Genomic DNA, 21,708 nt, shown 5'->3' on the forward strand with positions numbered 1-21,708 from the left:
AATCTCAAACACTTAGTCCTTTTATTATACTGCAAGAAGATATAGTTTTCAATTATAGTTTTTCTCTAACTAGCTATAGTTTGTTTATATAGCAGATGAAGAGAAAACAGCCCCAAGGACTGTTTTTCATTAATAATGCATAAGTACCTTGTAATCGTAATCTCCGATTTTTTCACGGCCTTTAAGCTCATCCAACTCAATCAAGAAGGCACAACCGGCTACAACTCCACCAAGTCTTTCAATCATCTCAATGGTTGCTTTGACAGTTCCACCTGTTGCCAAAAGATCATCTACGATGAGAACACGTTGACCTGGCTTAATCGCATCAGCATGCATGGTCAAGGTATCAATACCGTACTCTTTCTCATAGTCAGCAGAAATGACTTCACGTGGCAATTTCCCTGGTTTACGAACAGGTGCAAAGCCAATTCCCAACTCAAAAGCAACTGGGCAGCCAACAATAAATCCACGAGCCTCTGGCCCAACAATCATGTCGATCTTCTTGTCTGTTGCATACTGAACAATTTCACGAACAGCGTAGCTATAAGCATTTCCATCTGCCATCAAAGGGCTGATATCACGGAAGGTAATACCTTCCTTAGGATAATTTTCAATCGTTGCGATATAATCTTTTAAATTCATCTTTTTCTTTCTTTCAAAGTTTTTTACTCTCTATTATACCATATTTTCTGTGAAAGAAGAAGAGGAAACGCACTATTGCTACAAACCTGATCAATGAACTGATTTTTCTAAAAGGTCATACTCATCAAAAAAACGAGCACTTTCGTACTCGTCTTCTCTTTTATAAACTACTGATTAAAGTGAGTTTACGTCAACTTTGATACCAACACCTTGAGTAGTTGTGATTGTCAAGTTTGTTACGTAAGTTCCTTTAGCTGTAGCTGGTTTTGATTTTTGGATTGTTTCGTTGAAAGCTTTGAAGTTTTCAACCAATTTTTCAGCTTCAAATGATACTTTACCGATGATTGCTTGAACGTTACCTGCACGGTCAGCACGGTAAGTAATTTTACCACCTTTAGACTCTTCAACTGCTTTAGCAACATCCATTGTTACAGTACCAGTTTTAGGGTTTGGCATCAAGTTACGTGGTCCAAGGACACGTCCAAGACGTCCAACAAGAGCCATCATATCAGGTGTAGCGATAACTACGTCGAAGTCCAACCAACCGTCGTTGATTTTCGCAACAAGGTCATCTTCACCAACAAAGTCTGCACCAGCAGCTTTTGCTTCTTCAGCTTTTGCACCACGTGCGAAAACAAGAACGCGTGAAGTTTTACCAGTTCCGTTTGGCAATACCATTGCTCCACGGATTTGTTGGTCAGCTTTTTTAACGTCGATGTTCAAGTTGTAAGCAACTTCTACAGTTGCGTCAAATTTTGCAAAGTTAGTTTCTTTTGCAAGTGCTACAGCTTCTTCTACACTGTATGCTTTTGTGCTGTCAATTTTCTCAAGAGCAGCACGAAGTTGTTTGCTTTTTTTAGCCATTTTCTATTCTCCTTGTAAGTGGTTCAATCGATTTTCATCTCCCACGTCACTTCTCGAAATGATGAAGTCTTGCGGGTTTTCAGCCTATTATTTTCCTTTTCCTACTTCGTTCAGTTCCTTTACTGTACCTAAGTACAAGCCTCAGTCACTTGCCTAGTATGAAAAGCAACTAATAGACTGCTGTGAGATTTTCTACTGTGTTATTGATTAGTCAACAACAGTGAATCCCATAGAACGAGCAGTACCTTCGATCATACGCATTGCAGACTCAATGTTTGCTGCGTTCAAATCTGGCATCTTAGTTTCTGCAATTTCTTGTACTTGTGCACGAGTAACTGTAGCAACTTTAGTTTTGTTAGGCGTACCTGATCCTTTTTCAACACCTGCAGCTTTTTTCAAAAGAACAGCAGCTGGTGGTGTTTTTGTAACGAAAGTAAATGATTTGTCTTCGTATACTGAGATAACAACTGGAATGATCATACCAGCTTGGTCAGCTGTACGAGCGTTGAACTCTTTTGTGAATCCCATGATGTTGATACCAGCTTGACCAAGAGCAGGTCCAACCGGTGGAGCTGGTGTAGCTTTACCAGCTGGGATTTGCAATTTTACAAGTTTTTCGACTTTTTTAGCCATTTTTAAATCCTCCTTTGTGGTTTTGGCGGTAATGTAAGATTTTTACCTCCCACAAGTACGCTTTACACATACCCATCTATTATACACTATTTATCTAAAAATGCAAGAGAAAAATTTCTTTTTTAATCGACGTAATCTCCGCCCTCAAAGCCATAGTACTCTTCCAAACTGAGACCACTTGCAGCAATTTCTTTGGCTTCTTTTCCAACGTAGCGAAGATGCCATTCTTCCGCCATGTAGCCAGTCTCTTTTTCCTTGCCTTTGAGATAGCGAACAACAAAGCCATAGTCAGCTGCATGATCCAAGAGCCACTGAGCCGCCTTCTCCTCTGTCACTAATTCTCCATTAGTCCCAATCAAATCAAAAGCAAGACCTGTTTGGTGTTCACTGTATCCAGGGCGAGCTGAGTAGCGATCTGCTGCTTCCTTCCCGTCTTGATTGACATAGTCTTGGTAGAGCTTAACCTGAGTTTCATAACTTCTAAAACCACTGTAGTGGTCACTGATTGGATAACCCTCAGCCTGCATGGCTGCGATTAGCTTGAGCAACTCTGCCTTGGCTGTTGGATTTTCGCCTGGATTATAGTCTTTTGACAAAGGATAGTGCTTATTAGCTACGACGATTTCATCGTATTTTCCTTGTATACTATAGTGGTCTCCCTTATTGACAACTTCTGCCTTTTTCTGACTAGAATCTTGAGATTTGCTTCCTACAGTCCCTTCAGATTGGCTAGTCTGTTCCGTTTTTTGAGTATTTTCTTCATTTTTAGGTGTTTCTTGAGAACATGCTGCTAGGGTTACTGCTAGCAAACCGGATAAAACGATGTATCTTTTTTTCATTTTTTTCTTCCTCTCTTAAATCACATGCTTCTCTAATTCATCGGATAAGGCTTTAATCATTTGTTCCAACTCACGGGATTGCACTTGGCAATCTTCTGCCGCCATTTCTTCCCAGGGCACCCACCAGACTGGACCACGACCATTAAGACCATGACCATTCATATCACCTGATCGTCTTGGAAAGAGGTGCCAGTGAGCGTGGGCATCTCCATTTCCTAGAAGTTCGATGTTCATCTTTTCAGCTTTAAACGCTTTGGCAACCGCTTCTTGGACCAAACTCATTTCCTCTAGAAAACGAAGTTTTACAGAAGTCTCCATATGGTGGAGTTCTGTGACATGCTCTTTTGCCAGAAATAAGGTATAGCCCTTAAAGTATTGGTGGTCTCCAATAACAACATAGCCTGTTTCTAGTTCTTTTACAAAGTAGGGATTCTTCCCTACCTTTATCCATTCAATTCTTTGACAAATCAAGCACATATTAGTCTACCAATGCACTCTTGAGATAGGCATCGACCATACGCTCAGTCGCCACGACCGAATCAATATGTGTTCGTTCGTAAGAGTGACTGGACTCAATACCAGCTCCAAGGAGGGCATGCTTGACCTCTGCTCCTGCTGACATAGCTGCGGAAGCATCCGAACCGTAAAATGGATAAATATCGAGCTTAAATGGAATATCTTGCTCCTTTGCCAAAGCCACTAAATGTTGACGGAAGTCGTAGTGATAGGGACCCGAAGCATCCTTGACACAGATAGACACTGTATACTCATCCGTCTGCTGGTCATCGCCCATAGCTCCCATATCGACAGCCAGATATTCTACTACCTGAGCTGGAATATTGGAGTTGGCACCGTGGCCCACCTCTTCAAAGACTGAAAAAGCAAAATGAGTTGTTACTGGCAATGCAATCCCCTCTTCCTTATAAACACGAAGAAGATTGAGCAAAATCGCTGCGCTGACTTTATCATCCAAGTGACGGGACTTGATAAAACCAGTCTCTGTCACGACAGTTCGCGGGTCAAAGCTGATAAAATCACCGACCTCAATTCCAAGAGCACGAGTTTCTTTTTCATTGGTCACTTTTGCATCCAAACGCACTTCCATATTGTCCTGTGTGCGTTCTGCAGTTCCTGCATCCTTGTAGACATGGCAAGAAGTCTGGTGGATGAGGATGGTTCCAGATACCTTTTTACCTGTGCTAGCCACATGAACCGTACAGTTCTCCCCTTCAATCATGTTCCAAGGGAAACCACCGACACGGTCCATTTTGAGACGACCGTCTGGTTTGACTGCACGAACAATAGCTCCTAGCGTATCCACATGGGCAGTCACATAACGTTGTTGCTTATCTTTTTGACCTTTAATGGTCACATTGACACCGCCCTTGGCTGTACGAACCGGCTGGTAACCAAGCTCTTCTAGAGTATGGACTAGGTAGTCTGAAATCTCACGAGTAAAGCCTGTTGGAGATGCAATAGCGGTTAATTCTTTGATATAGTTTACAGTTTGATTCATTTCTTCACCTCTTTCCTACCATTATAACATTTTTCTAGTCAGACTCCTTCTCAAAAGGAGAAAAACTGTGTTTAGTTGCTTTCACTATAGATCCATGTTATAATACAAATACTTTGATTATGAAAGGAAAGTAAAAATATGAAATCCTACTTTAAAGTATCACTAGCCCTTGTGACTTCACTTGTCCTCCTACTCGGATGTTCCAAACAGGCATCAACACCTGCTAGCAGCAGTAGCAAAGAAGACACAACAACTCAGTCAAGCTAGACCAAACAAAGCAGTCAACAATCATCTGAAAAGAAAGATGAGACAGAAACTCACACATTTGTCCACAATAGCAAACCTGGGATTCATTCTACCTTGACTTATACTGTGAAGGGAGATGACGTTGTAAAACAAACTGTTCATAATGTACTTGACCCTGAAAAACTTAATAATACCGCGGAAGGTGTTAAGGAAATTGTTGATGATACTTATAAAGGTTATGAAGGGGTCAAAGGGGTTACACAAAAAGTTGAAATTAAAGACGAAAAAGTTATCCAAAACATCGAGGTTGACATGACTGTCGCGAGTCTTGACGAATTGAAAAAAGCAATGCCGAACGAATATTCTGGTATTGGAAACCGTGTAAGCTTTGCTGCCTCGAAAAAAATGCTTAAAGAAGCTGGTTATACTGAACAAACCAACTAATGAGTCGTGCTCATACAAAAAATTCTTGGTCGATGACCAAGAATTTTTTTATTCCATCTCAAAAACGTCACTCTCTTGTTTGTTTGGTAGAACCAGTGAAAGCAAGATTCCAATAATTGCTGGCACCAACCATGGTAGAGAGGCAGCTGCAAACGGAAGAGCATTAACGAGATTTGCTAGAAACTCAATCTTAAAAGAACTTCCAAGGACGCTTGCAAGAGCAATCGCTGTAACAAGCCCAATAGTTAACTGCATACCTGGTTTTGATAGAGCGACAAACTTATTAACAATCACAATCATCACAATGGCGATGGTGATTGGGTACAAGATTACCAGTACTGGAACTGAATACTTAATGATTGCATCAAGACCAAGGTTTGCAATAGCAAATCCAATCAAGGTAAAGGCAGTTGCATAGACCTTGTAGCTGATTTGTGGGAAACGTCCGTTAAAGAACTCTGCTGTCGACACAATCAAGCCAACTGTCGTTGTGAAGCAGGTTACAGTTACCATAACAGCAAGGAAGAGTTGAGCTGTTGAACCAAAGATTTCCTGAGTAGCTTGCGACAAGATATAAACACCTGGTGTTCCACCCTTCATTGCTTCTGCTGGTACCGGGAAGTGATTTCCAAGGAATCCTAAACCGATGTAAAGAGCGCTAAAGGCAAGAGCTACAACGATACCAACCACCCAAATAGTTGAAATGTACTCTTTCTTACTTGAGAATCCAAGTTGTTTCAAGGTTTGAACAGCAATCACACTAAAGGCGACTGAAGCAAGAGCATCCAAGGTATTATACCCTTCTAGGAAACCTGTTCCAAAAGCAGAGGATTGATAGGCTTCTGAGGCCGCTTGAGGACTTGTTCCACCATACTTGAAGGCACCTAGTACAACCAAGATAACGATCAACAAAGCAAAGACTGGTGTCAAGATACGTCCGATCCGATCCAAAATCTTTGATGGATTGAGTGAAATCAAATAAGCCGCTACAAAATATAGTACGGTAAAGACAATCAATCCAAGTCCTTTATTCGCATCTGATAAAAGGGGGCTAATCCCGACTTCGTAAGCTGTTGTGGCTGTACGTGGAATGGCAAAGAAGGGACCAATTGATAAATAGAGGACTGCGAGATAAAGCGTCGCAAACCAAGGTGAGATTTTCTTAGAAATCTCATAAATGTATCCCTTAGGATTGAGAGTTCCAATAATGAGAGTCAAAACGGCGATACCGACGCCTGAAAAGACAAAACCTGCAATGGCAGGAAGAAAATGTTCTCCAGATAGGGCACCTAGAGAAGGCGGAAAAATCAAGTTCCCCGCACCAAAAAATATTCCAAACAGGAGCAAACCTGTTAGGGCACCTTTTTTAGCCATAAAGAATCTCCTTCATATTTCTAAAATACTGACCTAGTATATCACGAATAAGAGTATGAAAAAAGCATCACGAAGTAAATATTGAATGTTTTCAATATTTTTAAAAATAAGAATTATCTAAAAACAAAATTCTCCTACCTGGTACACACCAAGTAGGAGAAATGCAAAATTTTAAAGATTTTCAAAGGCCGTCATGCCACCTTGAACATTGATGACCTTATATCCATGCTCCTCTAAAAACTGGCAAGCACGAGCTGATCTCATCCCAGATTTACAAATAACATAATGTAACTGCTCCTTTTCCAACTGCTCATAAGTATCAGCCAGTTGACTAAGCGGTAAGTTGTGTGCACCTTCTAAATGAAGCATCTTGAACTCTTCTATTTCTCTCACGTCCACTAGAGAAAGCTGACCATTTTAGTAAAACTGATAAAATTCATCGAAGGCTATTTCTTTCATTCTTTTTCTCCTAATACTCTTCGAAAATCAAATTCAAACCACGTCAGAGTCGCCTTACCGTAGTTATGGTTACTGACTTCGTCAGTTCTATCCACAACCTCAAAACAGTGTTTTGAGCTGACTTCGTCAGTTTTATCTGCAACCTCAAAGCTGTACTTTGAGCAGCCTGCGGCTAGCTTCCTAGTTTGCTCTTTGATTTTCATTGACTATAAAATCGTTTTAATTCTTCTTTGCAACTCTGGAACCACTTCAGACTCAAACCAAGGATTCTTAGCCATCCAGATTTGATTACGAGGAGAAGGGTGAACTAGGGGGAAATACTCAGGCAAGTAGTTCTGGTAATGTTTTACCCTTTCTGTCACCTTGCCACTGATTTTCTCCTGTAAATAATAGGCTTGGGCATATTGCCCAATCAAGAGAGTTAATTGGATATCTGGCAATTCCTTCAAGAGCTCTGGATGCCATTTTTCTGCGAAACCTGTACGAGGTGGCAGGTCGCCTGACTTACCACGTCCTGGAAAGTAAAAATCCATTGGCAGAACTGCAAAGTATCCTGAGTTGTAAAAGGTGTCTTCGTCAACACCAAGCCACTCACGCAAGCGATCGCCGCTCTTATCCTTCCAATAAATCCCAGCTTCTTGTGTTTTAAGTCCAGGAGCCTGACCGACAATATTGATGCGAGCTGTCTTTGGCGCCGCAAAGAGAGGTTCGATTCCGCGTTCTGTATAGCTGGTATTTTGCGGATCCGCCATAATGGCTTGCTTGATTCTTTCAATTTGAGACATCTGTTTTCCCTCCAAAAAGAAGTCTAAGATTAAAATCTCAGACTTCTATCGTTTTATACTCTTCGAAAATCAAATTCAAACCACGTCAGCTTCACCTTGCCGTACTCAAGTACAGCCTGCGGCTAGCTTCCTAGTTTGCTTTTTGATTTTCATTGAGTATTATTTGATCAATTCATAAATAGCTTCTGCATAGATTGCTGCTGCTCGGAAGAGATCATCCAAGGCGATAAATTCGTTGGCTTGGTGCATGGTATCGATTGAGTCTGGGAACATAGCGCCGTAGGCAACACCGCGTTCTAGCAAGCGACCAAAGGTTCCACCTCCGATGACTTGCTCGTGACCTTTAAGACCAGTTTGTTTTTCATAAACATTCAACAAGGTTTGCACAAGCGGATCTTCCATTGGCACATAGTGAGGGGTGTGTCCGTGTTCAGAAAGACTAACAGAAGCAACTGGCAAGTTTTCAAGAACTGACTTGATTTGCTCTGGACTTGTTCCTTTTGGATAACGGAAGTTGAGGGCAATGGTATTGTCAGCACTTGCTGCATCAAAGCGGAAGACACCGGCATTCATAGAAAGGGCACCCATCTTTTCATCTACATGAGCAACCTTGAGATTTGTACCCTCATGGTCGTTCAAGAGAATCTTACCAGCGATGTCGAGGTAGTCTTTTGCAGGTCCTTCAAAGTCAAACTGACTGAGGAAGAGGGCAAGGTAGGTCGCACCATTGACCCCTGAAGCAGGCATAGCACCATGGGCTGATTTACCAATGATAGTCACCTTGTACTGGCCGTTTTCTTCTTGGATTTCTCCTCTGAGTTTGTGTTCAGTGACGAAGGCATCTAATTTGCCCTGCAAATCAGCCAAATCACCTGAAACAACTGCCGTTGCTGATTCTGGTACCATGTTTTCACGCAAACCACCTGTAAAGCTGTGAAGACGGGCAGCACCTGTATTTTCACCTGCAAAATGAAGATATTCTGTGATGTTACCTTTTTCACCATTGATGATAGGGAATTCAGCATCTGGAGAGAAACCGAAGTCTGGTTTGGCAAGTCCTACATGTTCAAAATAGTAGTCCATGTCTGCCCAGCCTGATTCTTCATCCGTTCCAACGATAAAGCGAACTTTCTTAGACGTTGGAAGGCCCAATTCTTTGATGATTTTCAAACCATAGTAACAAGCTGTTGTAGGTCCCTTATCATCAGAAGCACCACGCGCGTAGAGGCGACCGTCCTTGATGGTTGGTGTGTATGGATCTGTGTCCCAACCGCTACCAGCTGGCACCACGTCCATGTGGGCAAAGATTCCAAGAACTTCTTCTCCTTGACCAAACTCAAAATGACCTGCATAGTTGTCTACATTTTTTGTTGGGTAACCATCACGGTCTGCGATTTCAAGGAATTTCTCCAAAGCTTTTACTGGACCAGGTCCAAAAGGATGTTGCGCATCCGCTTTGCTGTCATCACGTTCTGAGTTGATTTCCAAAAGACTGAATAGGTCAGCCAAGAGGGCTTCTTTGCGTTTTTCTACTTCTGCTGTAAAATCAATTACTGTCATATTATCTCCTTCTATCTTTTCTCGATGATTTCATCTACTGGCAAGCGGTAGCTTGGTTCCAATTTTTCGTCTGTGTAACCCACTGTAATCAAGAGTTCTGGGCGGAAACGGTCTTCAATGTCCAAAACTTCGTTGGCTTTTGATTTGTCAAATCCAAGGATAATGTTGGAACCAATTCCTTGATCTGTAAGAGCCAGAACCAAGTTCATGGCAACCAAACCAGCATTGAGGGCCAAGTAGTCACTAATCTGTTGCTCATTGTAACGTGCATATTCAGCAGGCAAATTTTTCATGAAGTATTGAAGTTGCTCTTCTGAGAAATTCTTTGCACCACCAACACGGGCAATCTTGCGGGCACGTTTGGCCAGATCTGTATCGGTAAACAAGGCAATGGTCACTGGCGCAGACGAAATCTGCTCAAAGTTCGAACCATAAGCCAATTTTGCCAATTCAGCATTTTTCTGACGAACCACCACAAACTTCCATGGTTGGCTATTGTGGGCACTTGGAGCCAAAGTCGCGATTTCGATAGCTGTACGAACATCTTTTGGATCCACAGGCTTGTCAATAAAATGCTTGGTCGCATGACGTTTTTTATTTAATTCAAGAAATTTCATAATCGATTTCCTTTTCTAATTCTACTGCTTCCATTCTACCATATTCTGAAAGAGCTTGCAGAGATTTTTCATAGAAATTAACTGGAACAAGGATAAGCAACTGAGCGAAGCACATCATTTAAATCAGTGATTCCCTCATTCAATTCCTACTATTTTTCAGCAGCTTAAAGAAACTAGTCTATCTTGTATTCTGACTTTATAGCCTCCAAGAAATCCTTCACATCCTCTACATACCGATGCTTTTCAATTAAACTAGCTAAGAGTTCTAGATTGTGCCCCCGATAGTTGTCTTCTCGTCGTAATTCTTCATACATTTCGATAAAGGGGAGGCCCTTAGACTTGGCCAATTCTAACTCCGCTTCATAATCATAAGAAACTTTTCGAAATAGAATATTTACCAATTCCCCATCCTCAACCTCTATCACAGCATACTGGGCACGGTGATTTTTTAACGCCTCCCAATCAAAATAGGGCATGCCAATCGTACCGGGATTGATGATTTGTTGCCCTTGGCTTCCATAACGAAGCAACTGCTTGTGGACATGACCATAGACTGCCACATCCGTTTCCTCATCTAGGAGTTGGTCAAATTTATCTGTATCATTCCCCACCAACAAGTCACCACCATAATTTTTGTCAGGTAAATTATGAGAGATAGAAAAGCGCAGCCCGTCAACTTCTTTCTTTTCCAGCAAAGGCAAGCTTCGTAGCCAGACAATCGTTGCAGGGTCCATTCGCTCCATCAAAAACTGGGTCAATCGCATGAGCTGGACTTCCTGTGGGTCTTCTAAGCCATATTGCCCATCTAAAGCCTCAAGGACACAATCATCCCAGTTTCCGCGGACAGTCGCTGTGATAGGCAGATCCTTTAGCAGAGCAACCAGATCATTTGTACCTGGACCAGGCAGAAAAATATCTCCCAGAAGCCAATATTCACTGACTCCTTGAGTTTTAGCATCTGCAATCACTGCTTCTAAGGCTGTCGTATTTCCATGAATGTCTGATAAAATTGCGATTTTATGGTTCATGATGACCTCCTTCTGTTTGGTAATCTACTTTTTCTTCCGCTACTTGAGCCAACTCCACTTCTTCCTGCGGGTTCAACTTTCTCTGAACAGCTTCTGCGACTGCTCTTGGCACACCAATTTCGACAATCTCATCCACACTGGCTTCCTTGATTTTAGTGAGAGATTTAAAATGCTTCATGAGATTCTGCTTGCGTTTAGGTCCCAGACCGTCAATCCCATCCAATTGAGATGAAAAAGAATTTTTGGAGCGCAGTTGGCGGTGGAAAGTGATAGCAAAGCGGTGTACCTCATCTTGAATGCGTTGGAGGAGGAAAAATTCCTGAGAATTGCGAGATAACTCTACCACTTCCAGTGGATCTCCAAAGAGCAGTTCATGGGTTTGGTGCTTGTCATTCTTTTGCAGACCTGCAATTGGAATATCCAAGCCCAGTTCCTCTTGGATGACTTGCTTGGCGATATTGACCTGACCTTGTCCCCCATCAATGACAATCAAATCTGGCGGGGTTAGACCATCACGTTGAACTCGGCCATAACGTCTGCGAATGACTTCTCTCATACTGGCATAATCATCTGGACCGACAACCGTTTTTATCTTGTACTTACGGTAGTCTTTTTTACTCGGTTTACCGTTGACAAAGACCACCATAGCTGAAACAGGACTGGTTCCCATGATATTAGAGTTATCAAAGGACTCGATACGAACCGGAGTCGGGATTTGGAGCAAGCGTCCCAGATTTTCAATAGCTCCCTGGGTCTTTTCGACAGATTTTTCTAGTAGATTGAACTTCTGCTCCAGACTAACACGAGCATTTTTTATGGCCAGATTGACCAGTTGTTTTTTCTCCCCACGTTGGGGTTTGAGAATCTTGGTATTCACCAAGGCCTTGACTGCTTCTTCATCGATATCCTGCGGAATCAGCACCTCATTGGGAACCAGGTGAGATTTTTCTTGATAGAATTGTCCCACATAGGTCAGAAAATCTTCATCAGGATCGTTGTAATAAGGGAATAGATTGACGTCACGCTCAATTAACTTACCCTGACGGACAAAGAAAACCTGCACACACATCCAGCCCTTGTCCACATAGTAGCCAAAGACATCACGGTTTTGGAGGTCTTTAGCCATGACCCGTTGCTTAGTCCGCAGAGTGCCAATCGCCTGAATCAGGTCACGGTATTCCGCTGCCCGTTCAAACTCCATACTTTGTGCTGCTACTGCCATTTTACCCTTGAGTTCGTCGATGATTTTGTCATCCTGCCCTTTTAAGAAGTCAGAAACCTCCTGAGCCATGGACTTGAAATAGGCCTCATCTTTTTTACAGATGGTGTGGGCCATACACTGGCCGATATGGTAATAGAAACAAACCTTAGACGGCGGATTGGTACATTTCCGAAAAGGGAAAATCCGATCCAGTAGTCGTTTGATTTCATTGGCTGCGCTCACATCGGGATAAGGTCCAAAATAAAGACCTCCATCCTTCTTGACCTGACGGGTGATAATCAAACGAGGATAGCGCTCATTGGTAATTTTGATAAATGGATAAGACTTATCATCCTTGAGCATGATATTGTACTTGGGCTTATTTTCCTTGATGAGGTTGATTTCCAGAAGGAGGGCCTCAATATTGGACTCGGTAACGATAAATTCGAAATCCACAATTTCAGATACCAGAGCCTCTGTCTTGGTATCGTGACTGCCACGGAAGTAAGAGCGCACGCGATTGCGCAGATTTTTAGCCTTTCCTACATAGATAATGGTGCCGTTTTTATCTTTATGAATGTAGCAACCGGGGCTGGTCGGCAAGAGCTCCAGTTTTGATTTGATCAAGTTATTCATAGTTCCATTATAGCAAAAAGGCCGTAACAGGACGAACAAAAAGCCCCACCAATCACTTGATGGAGGAGCTTTGATTTCTTTTCGGATTGCACCGACTTCATCTAGTCGCTACTAGTATAGAGTTCTTGAACAGCTTTCACATCCCGAGGCTGAATCCCATAGTAAGAGCCTGCAGGTTGCATAACAGAAGTCTCGTTGGTATAGCTATAGATTTATCTGATACCCTAATTTATATAAGTGAAATTTCCATATTACTTCCTGGTTTTCCCCTCTTATGCACATCAAAATATTTTTGACTCAAATAGAACATAGAAAAAAGAAGCACTAAACTATACTACAAAAGTTATACAAAAAATAACTTTTTGGGGTAGTACATAGGTAACGTAATTATCGACCCAATATCCTTTTTATTAGAGAAATAATTCTATACTTGAGAGGAGAAGGATAATAACGGAAAGTTCCCGCCTTCCTTACAATATAGCCATTAAAGTTTTGCTTAAAGCGAAGCACACCATCACTTCCATCAAATATTCCTTGAATCCCTAAAAAATTATAAACAGGAATTCCACGCTTTATACTCTCTAACATAACATACTCTTGAAGCAACGCTGGTGCATAGAACTTATTAAATTCTGTGTAAGAGCCACTAAAAAGATAGGTGCTCTCTTGAGGCATATAGATAAAAAGACTACCAGCCAATACAACCTTTTGTTCCCCATACTTTGCTATCAATTTATGTGCTTCCGATTTACGAACCTCAAAAGTTTCAAATTGATGTAGCAATTCTTTATGCTCTTTTTTCTTCTGAGCTGAATCAGGTGATTTTCTTAACGCTGCGTCAAAATCTGCTATTTTTTTGGATAAGTTTTCTTGAGTTTTCTCCAGTTGAGAAAGATAATCTTGAAAATTTAAAGTTGCAACCATAAATTCAGCTCGGTCTCCAAATGCATCATAAAAATGTTCGTAATATTCTAAACTTTTATCACTATATTCTCTTCTTTTTGATGTCGTAGCAGTAATATCTTTAAAAATAGATAATTCATCACGTTTTAATCGTCTCAATTGAATGCCAAAGCTTCTAGCTTTCTTAACCAAGGGTTTTCCCTTTTTACTAAAAGATCTAATTAAATTCTCCTCTGTGATTCCTTCTAAATCCTTGACATATAACCAATCAGGTTCCCCACCTGGGTAACCAATCTGTAAACCATCATGACAATATCCTAGATTCGTCAAACACTGAATAATTTCTTGTTGCTCCTCCGTCACTGGATTCCCATTAGTATCAAAACTTTGAAAAGTATCGTAAGGTTTGACAATCAACTCCAGAGCCCCATGTTGTTTAGCATACACTTGGAGATCTTTGTAAAATTCCTTTAGGTAAGTTGCATCGCTATAAATTGGACCAGAATTGATTTCCATGTGCAGTCCACCTGTCATTGGCAAACTATAAACCAACGCGGCAACCTGAATGGTCTCTGTATGCTTTAGAGCAAGGTAGGTCACTGTTGCTCCTCGCTTCTCTAATAATTCTCCCATCTGGATTGATTGTAAAAACGAGCGGGAGGTAATTGATTCTGAATAAATGCGAAAGTCTTCTTTAGTAAGTACAGTTAGTGTCATACATTTACTTTCTATGATATTTTTTTCGAAGATTAAATAGGAGATTTATTAAAGGATACAAAGGATGAATAGGTAGCGTAAACTCGCCTAAATATTCTTCAATAGTTGGATTAAAATTAGCCTTAAAGCGATAAAGCCCGCCATCTCTTGTATGTTCAATGCCTCCTAGATTTTGCCAGATAGAACCTCTTTCGAATGCATGCTGTAGTGTTCGATACCATGTTAAAATTGGAGCATTATAGCGTCTAAATTCTACATCCATTCCTGCATATAAATTCACAGATGTCTGCCCAAATTCCAAGGTCAAAGTGGCTGATAAAGGAGCAACTTGAACACCTGAAGAAATATATTTCTCCAAAAATAGAATTTCTTCATTCAACCTTTCGCTTTCTTGCAACCTACTTTGATATTTCGAAGATTTAACAGTAGCTGATAAAGATTCTAGAATTTTTTGATTCTGATTTCTTTGTTCTTCTAAAATATTCAACCGATTTGGCAAATCAAGTGTAGATAATGTTATATAAGCATGGTCTGGAAAAGACAATAGTAAATTTCGATAGTAGGCTTCATTACGCAAATGAATACTTTTTCTTGCCTCCGTCTTCTTCATTAGAAAAGAAAATGATTCTAATAATTCAATCCCACCAAACTGAATAGTTATTCCTTTATTTTGTGCAGTCCTAATAGCTTGTCTTGCTGATTTCGGTAGATATTTCTCATCAAAATTTTCTTTGTACACTTTCGCCTGTATACGAGGCTGAATAGTATCAATCATTCCACTAGTCTTACCAGACCAAATGAATCCTAGTTTTTGTAGATAATTTAGCGTTTTTAGAGTTTCCTCTGAGTAATCATAAAATTGACCATCAATATAAGTTTTATTCAAACAAAGCGCAGGGTCTATCTTAATAAAAAGAGCTCGTTTTTTCTGCGCAATCTTTTTAAGCGAAGAAAATACAAAATCCATCAAAGATTGGTCAGTATAATCCAAAATTGGACCTCTGGCAATGTAGCACATTGTAAAACCAAAGGGTAAAGATCTATAAAGTAAACTAGCTACCGCCACTATTTGATTATCACTATAAAACCCAACTCTTTCATTTTCCCATTCACTTTTTACACTTGCCCAAGCACTACTTTGCAAGAGATTCACTAAAGAACTTCGTCTAACAAAACGATCATGTTCTTCAGCAGAAATACCAACTCGATAATAATACATGACATGTACTTTCCATTTTCTATTAATCTTAGTCCTATTTTACTATTTTTTTTTTAAAAAATAAAGAAAAAATAATCTTCACACATCACCTAGTATATGGAGTTAATATCAGTAACTTTTCCTATAAATAGTTAAAAGAAATAATAGGAAGTATGTCATTAAGATAATCTTTCTCAACTAAATTTGTAGTATAAAAATTGTTGTTTTAGCTTTTGAAAAAGCAAATTAAATCACTCGTCCATAATTATTTACATACAATTCTCTGACTTCAATCACATCCCGAGGCTGAATCCCATAATAGGAGCCTGCAGGTTGCATAACAGAAGTCTCGTTGGTATGATCCAATCCGATGGCATGCCCCAGCTCGTGCTCCGCCGTGTGCACAATCCGTTCATAAGAATATCCATAGTTTGGATTAGATAGATAATAGTGATTCAGGCGAACCGTTACAGATATAAATTGTTTGGTTAACAAATTGGTTTGACTCTCGGCTTGACCAGCTACAGCGGTCGATCCATCATTCATCTCACTTGCCACAATATCTGCCTGGCTAGGATCCGCAACCACCTCAAAGGTAAAGGCTCCCGTTTGATTCCAGTTTTTTATAGCTTCTGCATAGGCACCTTGGAAGGTTTCATCCATTTGAGGCTCAATATAGATGCGAGCTGAGGCCTGAGCCCACTTGCCTTCTGCATGTTGGTGACTGTCTGTCTGAGACAAGACTTCCAGCGTTCCCGTTTCCTGCCATTGTTTCCAGCCACCTTGACCAATCTTACTCATTTTTTCAACTTGATTGACCGCAGAATGAAAATCACCTGTCAGATACCAAACCACTCCAAAGGCAATGAGAAGTAGAATGACCACAGTCCAAACCAGACGCCAGAAGAAACGCCAAATTCCCAACAGAAATCGGAACAATAATCGAATAATCCAGAACATGACGCCCCACCTTTCATAAAAATAAGAACCTATCTTGAAATCACATTCTCCTTGATTAAGATAGATTCTCTATTTTACTGAATAAAGCTGAAAGAAATCTAAAACTAAGATAAGCGTTCTTCCAAGACAAAGTCAATTGGTAGAGTAGCCAAAAAACGTTCCAATTGTTTTTCCCAGTAGTACCACTCGTGCTTACCTGGACTATGACTATAGGTTACTTCAAAACCAAGCTTTTTGAGGTTTTTCACTGCGAGATTATTGGCAGAGTAGAGATAGTCTTGCTCCCCACACCAAGCCCATAGTTTGGTCTTTTGATCGGACTTTGCAGCCATGCTTTCAAGCGAATGAGGACTAGCTGTCCAGTCTTTGATCTCTCCAAAAACTCCTCTCCAGTAGGCAAGAGAGCCCAAATCCTGACTTTCAGGAGAAAAATCCTGAAAACTGAGTGCACCAGAAAAACTAGCCGCATGAGAAAAACGATCGGTTGCGAGAGCCAGCTTGAAGGAGCCATAGCCACCCATGGAGAGACCTGCTATGAAGTTTTTTTCTCGCTTGCTGGTCATATTGGGGAAGAAACGTTTCATGACTTGGGGGAGTTCTTCTGCTAGAGCAGTATAGTAGTTATAGCCATACTGAGTATCTGTGTACCAGCCATTATTTGTATTGGGCATGATAACAATGAGATTGGTTCCACGCAACAAGCGTTCGACATTGGTACGCTTGAGCCAGCTATTTTGATTTCCTGACATTCCGTGCAAAAGGTAAAGAACAGGAATATCTGTGCAATCTGGTTCAGTCACTCGACTAGCATCTGGATAGAGTACGGTAACACCCCACTCCATATCCAAAACTTCTGAGTAATACTCAATATTCATAACTGCCATGGTTGTCTCCTTTTACTATTCTATAAGAAAAAGCCGAATATCGACTTTTTCCGTAGGTATTCTGCTTATTATTTAGCTTCCATCACGACTGGCAAGATTGCTGGGCGACGCTTGGTTTGATCAAAGAGGTACTTGGTCAAATTGTCACGAACCTTGCCTTTGAGATCTGCCCAATCAAAGTCATCACCTTGAAGATACTCTTCTACCGTTTGGTTAATCAATTCGGAACTTTCACGGAGAATGTCGCGACTCTTCTTAAGGTAGATAAATCCACGCGTGTGAACACGAGCCTTAGCCACAATCTTCTTCTCACGACGGTTAACAGTGATGGCCACGATAAAGATTCCATCCTCTGACAAGACCTTACGGTCGCGAAGAACGACATTCCCAACATCACCAATGGCATTTCCATCAATCATGACATCGCCTGCAGAAACTGCTCCAGATGGGACGAAGTCTCCATGTTCATAGGACATGGTCGTTCCCTTTTTAGGGATGAAAATACGCTCTGGCAACATTCCAACTGCCATGGCAGCCTTGGCATGCGCATCCAACTCACGGTACTCCCCTTGGACAGGGAAAAGATATTTCGGTTGCAAAAGATTGATCATCAACTGCAAATCACGCGCATTTCCGTGTCCGGATACTCGCAAACTCTGGGTAATGAGTTTTACCACACCACCAGCTTGGTAGATCATATTTTCAACGCGAGCCACAACCGCTTCTTTGGCGGTGGATGGAGTTGTTACAATATAAACCAAGTCCCCATCCTTGATTTCTACATAACGGTGGCGCCCAACGGACATCTTGCGAAGTCCATTGATGGGTTCACCCATACGACCTGTCTCTAGGATAATCAACTCATGGTCTTCAAAACGAGACATTTCTTTGGGTTTAATCAACAAACTTTCGTTGGCCAAAGACAATTTTTTGAGACGAATCGCTGTTCGAACAATATTTTCAACATCAAATCCCGTCAAAACAACTCGGCGACCTGTATCTGCTGCAGCATCAAAAACCTGCTGGATACGAGAGAGGTTGCTGGCAACTGCTGCAACGATAATACGACCTTCCCAGTCCGCAATGGTCTGGGTAATTTCATCCCCAACTTCACTCTCGCTCGCCACCTGAATATTGCTGTCTGCATTCGCAGAATCACTGAGAAGTGCCAAGACACCGTCACGTCCGATTTCGGCTAAACGTGCAAAATCCGTCGCATAGGATTCGCTAGCCGTCTGGTCAAATTTGAAGTCTCCTGTGTAAACAATGTTCCCTTTTGGTGTTTTTAACACAACTCCCAGACTTTCTGGGATAGAGTGAGTCGTACGGAAGAAGGAAACCACCGTTCCCCCAAAGTCAATCTCCGTGTTTTCATCAATCACATGGAAGTCATTGAATTTCTTAACCGTATCATTTCCTTTGACAAAGAGTTTCGCCAACTCAATGGTCAACTCAGAACCAAACACAGGCACCTTAGCTTCTGCCAAGAGATAAGGCAGGGCACCAATGGCATCCGCATGCCCGTGAGTCAAGAAGACCCCTGCGATACGGTCGCTATTTTCAAAAAGGTAGTCCATGTTTGGAATGACGACATCAACCCCTAGTTGTTCATTTTCAGGGTATTTAAGCCCTGCATCCAAAACAAAAATCGAATCGCCTATTTCAGCGATGTACATATTTTTCCCATTTTCTCGTACACCACCTAGTGTTGTTAAACTAATATTACTCATTTTTCCTCCGAAACTTAATTTATCTTGATTATAGGGTAGGTTTACCCTCTTATTCTAAAAGTTCTAAAACTTTCAGCCGAATCTTTTCCTACCATTATACCATTTTTTTGATGATTTTCAAAATGAAGATTTGTTTTCAAAAAAGAGCTGGTTACCCAACTCTTTCCTAACTTCTATTCTTTTTCCATTAAAAAGTCATAGATATCTTGCACCGTACCCAGCGCCATCATTTCTTGGTCTTTGACAGTTTGTTTGAGATTTTGGTAAATCTGACTTTCAGCAATTTCCCTTTTCGGCGCTTCTTTATTGACTGTCATGACACCATCTTTGATCGTCACAAAGCCCAGCTCCTCAAATACTTGGATCATCTTGACCAGCAAGATTTGTTGGATATTGAGATAAACCGCCAAATCTTTGAGCTTGTAGCGAATATCAAACTCTGGGAACTGGTAAATGGTCCTATACAATTTGGCAAACTGCTCTCTGGTCCCATAACCTGTCAGATAATAGGCTTTGTCAATGTCATTTTTGAAATAGACGGCAGAGAAATGTCGCTCCTGAAAAATGGCCTTCAGCAAGGTAATATCCTCAGGAATGTTTTTCACAACCACAGCATCACTAGTCGCTAAATCTGGCACCTCTCCAGAGAAATCCAAGACTGGAATTCCCTCTGGCAAGACTGCATTCTTCCCACGAATGTTAAAGAGTTGAACACCTTCCACACGCGCATCCACCATCATCAACTGGAGGGCAGTTTGGCCATTCCATTGGTTGACAGATAGGGTGACTGCTAATTCTAAGTTTTTTGTTTGAGCAAACTCTGTTGCCCATCTCCCTTGTCCGAAGGCCACCACTTCAAAACTCGCCTCATCCTTGGAAATTTTTAGTTTGAGGTGGGCATTGCCTGCTCCCATGGTTCTGGCACTTTCGACATGAAAATCCTTGATATAAAAGACAGGTTTCTGATTATCCATTCCAAAAGGTGCCAAGCGTTCAAAGCTTTTAACCGTTTCTAAACTAAGAGTCTCCAAATCCAGCTCTTCATCTAGATTTAACTTGTTCTTGCCAGCAGCATCTGCGCCTTTTTCACGGACATAGTCTTCCAAAACCTGAGATAAATCTGAAAGTTTCTCAACTTCCAGCGTCATTCCTGCTGCACCAGCATGGCCACCAAAGGCTATGAAGAGGTCGCGATGGGGGTCTAGGGCTTCAAAAATATCGACTGCTTCCACACTACGAGCGCTACCCTTAGCACGACCCTCCTCTATATTAAGAACGATGACTGTCTGCCCTAGTTCTTCCAGCAAACGACCAGCAACGATACCCAGAACGCCAGGATTCCAGCCTTCCTTGGCCAAGACCTGGACCTTCTTCTCAGGATCCACCATGGTCTTAGCTTCTTCATAGATAGACTGAACAATTTCCTTGCGCTCTTCGTTTTTCTGATGAATCATGAGGGCGATCTCATGCGCTTCCTCGTCGTCAAAGCCAGTCAGCAAATCAATGGCTGGATTCGGATCATCCAAGCGCCCCAAGGCATTTAAACGAGGGGCAATCTGAAAGCCAACCGTTTCTTCTGTCACTTCATTCGCAGCAATCCCAGCCATGTCTAGCATTTCTTGTAGACCGATGCGCTGAGTATGCCCCAACATTTCCAGACCATATTGAACCATGATACGGTTTTCATCCGTCAAACTTACCATATCCGCAATGGTACCGATAGCTACCAAATCTAGTAGCTCAACTTGCACTTCTTCTAAAAGAGCGCAAGCTAGCTTGAAAGCCACTCCGCATCCGGCCAACTGTTTGAAAGGATAGTCCGCATCCGGATGCTCAGGATGGACAATCGCATAGGCATCAGGAAGGGTTTCCGGCATGGAATGGTGGTCAGTCACAATGACATCCACTCCCATAGACTGGGCCAGTTTAATGGCCTCGTGACCTGCAACCCCATTGTCCACTGTCACAATCAAGGAAATCCCCTCTTGCTCGATAAAGTATTTATAGACACTGGCATTGGGACCATAGCCATCGGTAAAGCGATTTGGCAGATAAACACGGCACTCGGCACCAAGCTGTTCCAAACTTTCCCTCACAATCGAAGCTGAAGTCATGCCATCCGCATCGTAGTCTCCATAGATAAGAATGTTTTCCCCTTCTTCAATAGCCTGACGAATTCGTTCCACAGCCTTATCCATATCATGGAGCAGATAGGGATCATACAAGTCTCCTAAAGAAGGTTCTAAAAACTTCTTTAGACTTTCTTCATCCTGAATCCCTCTTTCAAATAATAACCGAGCCACCTCAGGACCCAGCCCAGCCTTCTTGGCTATCTTTGTAAAATCCGCATCTTCAACCTGCGGGGCAAACTGCCATTCATAAGTAGGAGTTATCAAAAAAACATCCACTCTTTCTAAGAATTCTATCGTTTCATTATAACATGATTTAGGCATTTTCTCTATCCAGATTGCT

General features: G+C 41.6%; 19 protein-coding genes and 2 pseudogenes. 1 reads left to right on the forward strand and 20 read right to left on the reverse strand.

The features are described from left to right. Positions 1–129 precede the first annotated feature (129 nt). The 6 genes from ACXYSL_RS02410 to ACXYSL_RS02435 form a co-directional block, all read right to left on the reverse strand. Positions 130–642, reverse strand: a complete 513-nt coding sequence (locus ACXYSL_RS02410) for an adenine phosphoribosyltransferase (RefSeq protein ID WP_001049316.1) — start codon at positions 640–642, stop codon at positions 130–132. Positions 643–816: 174 nt separating this feature from the next. Beyond that, positions 817–1,506: a 50S ribosomal protein L1 gene (gene rplA / locus ACXYSL_RS02415; RefSeq protein WP_001085676.1), complete on the reverse strand. Its 690-nt coding sequence runs from the start codon at positions 1,504–1,506 to the stop codon at positions 817–819. Between the two features lie 207 nt (positions 1,507–1,713). Beyond that, a complete protein-coding gene (gene rplK, locus ACXYSL_RS02420; protein ID WP_001085808.1) occupies positions 1,714–2,139 on the reverse strand; it encodes a 50S ribosomal protein L11 in 426 nt (141 codons plus the stop codon). A 122-nt stretch (positions 2,140–2,261) separates the two neighbouring features. Next, positions 2,262–2,978 (reverse strand): LD-carboxypeptidase LdcB/DacB, encoded by a 717-nt coding sequence (gene ldcB / locus ACXYSL_RS02425; protein ID WP_458623858.1) that lies wholly within the window; start codon positions 2,976–2,978, stop codon positions 2,262–2,264. A 15-nt stretch (positions 2,979–2,993) separates the two neighbouring features. Then, positions 2,994–3,455 carry an HIT family protein gene (locus ACXYSL_RS02430; RefSeq protein WP_458623859.1) on the reverse strand — a complete coding sequence of 154 codons (462 nt, stop codon included), beginning with the start codon at positions 3,453–3,455 and terminating at the stop codon, positions 2,994–2,996. 1 nt (position 3,456) lies between these two features. Continuing rightward, positions 3,457–4,494: a M42 family metallopeptidase gene (locus tag ACXYSL_RS02435; protein ID WP_061597902.1), complete on the reverse strand. Its 1,038-nt coding sequence runs from the start codon at positions 4,492–4,494 to the stop codon at positions 3,457–3,459. Positions 4,495–4,632: 138 nt separating this feature from the next. Between ACXYSL_RS02435 and ACXYSL_RS02440 the strand changes: the two are divergent. Continuing rightward, positions 4,633–5,184 (forward strand): annotated as a pseudogene (locus ACXYSL_RS02440) (DUF1307 domain-containing protein). 48 nt (positions 5,185–5,232) lie between these two features. Here the strand turns inward: ACXYSL_RS02440 and brnQ are convergent. From brnQ to recJ, 14 genes and pseudogenes are all read right to left on the reverse strand, one after another. Then, complete coding sequence (brnQ, locus tag ACXYSL_RS02445; protein ID WP_001074573.1) at positions 5,233–6,558, reverse strand: branched-chain amino acid transport system II carrier protein; 1,326 nt, start codon at positions 6,556–6,558, stop codon at positions 5,233–5,235. A 171-nt stretch (positions 6,559–6,729) separates the two neighbouring features. Beyond that, complete coding sequence (locus ACXYSL_RS02450) at positions 6,730–6,957, reverse strand: rhodanese-like domain-containing protein (protein WP_231870005.1); 228 nt, start codon at positions 6,955–6,957, stop codon at positions 6,730–6,732. A 266-nt stretch (positions 6,958–7,223) separates the two neighbouring features. Further along, positions 7,224–7,802, reverse strand: a complete 579-nt coding sequence (locus tag ACXYSL_RS02455) for a uracil-DNA glycosylase family protein (protein ID WP_084939214.1) — start codon at positions 7,800–7,802, stop codon at positions 7,224–7,226. A gap of 159 nt (positions 7,803–7,961) precedes the next feature. Then, positions 7,962–9,362: a dipeptidase PepV gene (gene pepV, locus ACXYSL_RS02460; protein ID WP_458623860.1), complete on the reverse strand. Its 1,401-nt coding sequence runs from the start codon at positions 9,360–9,362 to the stop codon at positions 7,962–7,964. An 11-nt stretch (positions 9,363–9,373) separates the two neighbouring features. Further along, entirely contained in the window at positions 9,374–9,979 is a 606-nt protein-coding gene (locus ACXYSL_RS02465; protein ID WP_458623861.1) for a nitroreductase family protein, read from the reverse strand. A 173-nt stretch (positions 9,980–10,152) separates the two neighbouring features. After that, positions 10,153–11,007: a metallophosphoesterase family protein gene (locus ACXYSL_RS02470; RefSeq protein ID WP_084939217.1), complete on the reverse strand. Its 855-nt coding sequence runs from the start codon at positions 11,005–11,007 to the stop codon at positions 10,153–10,155. Continuing rightward, positions 10,997–12,844 (reverse strand): excinuclease ABC subunit UvrC, encoded by a 1,848-nt coding sequence (gene uvrC, locus ACXYSL_RS02475; RefSeq protein WP_458623862.1) that lies wholly within the window; start codon positions 12,842–12,844, stop codon positions 10,997–10,999. Before uvrC ends, ACXYSL_RS02470 begins: the two co-directional genes overlap by 11 nt. Before the next feature lie 101 nt (positions 12,845–12,945). Continuing rightward, positions 12,946–13,047 (reverse strand): annotated as a pseudogene (locus ACXYSL_RS02480) (M57 family metalloprotease); the annotation flags it as partial. A gap of 184 nt (positions 13,048–13,231) precedes the next feature. Next, the gene (locus tag ACXYSL_RS02485) at positions 13,232–14,464 is read right to left on the reverse strand and encodes an aminoacyltransferase (RefSeq protein ID WP_061588360.1); all 1,233 of its coding nucleotides are present in this window, start codon (positions 14,462–14,464) and stop codon (positions 13,232–13,234) included. 4 nt (positions 14,465–14,468) lie between these two features. Further along, complete coding sequence (locus ACXYSL_RS02490) at positions 14,469–15,683, reverse strand: aminoacyltransferase (RefSeq protein ID WP_007520467.1); 1,215 nt, start codon at positions 15,681–15,683, stop codon at positions 14,469–14,471. Between the two features lie 225 nt (positions 15,684–15,908). Then, positions 15,909–16,622 carry a M57 family metalloprotease gene (locus tag ACXYSL_RS02495; RefSeq protein WP_458623863.1) on the reverse strand — a complete coding sequence of 238 codons (714 nt, stop codon included), beginning with the start codon at positions 16,620–16,622 and terminating at the stop codon, positions 15,909–15,911. A 104-nt stretch (positions 16,623–16,726) separates the two neighbouring features. Beyond that, on the reverse strand, positions 16,727–17,506 hold the full coding sequence (locus ACXYSL_RS02500; RefSeq protein ID WP_125840423.1) for an alpha/beta hydrolase: 780 nt from the start codon (positions 17,504–17,506) through the stop codon (positions 16,727–16,729). 68 nt (positions 17,507–17,574) lie between these two features. Further along, positions 17,575–19,236 (reverse strand): ribonuclease J, encoded by a 1,662-nt coding sequence (locus ACXYSL_RS02505; protein WP_458623864.1) that lies wholly within the window; start codon positions 19,234–19,236, stop codon positions 17,575–17,577. A 173-nt stretch (positions 19,237–19,409) separates the two neighbouring features. Then, entirely contained in the window at positions 19,410–21,632 is a 2,223-nt protein-coding gene (gene recJ / locus ACXYSL_RS02510; protein WP_458624009.1) for a single-stranded-DNA-specific exonuclease RecJ, read from the reverse strand. Between the last annotated feature and the right edge of the window lie 76 nt (positions 21,633–21,708).

The sequence above is a fragment of the Streptococcus sp. V913 genome (assembly GCF_054353455.1).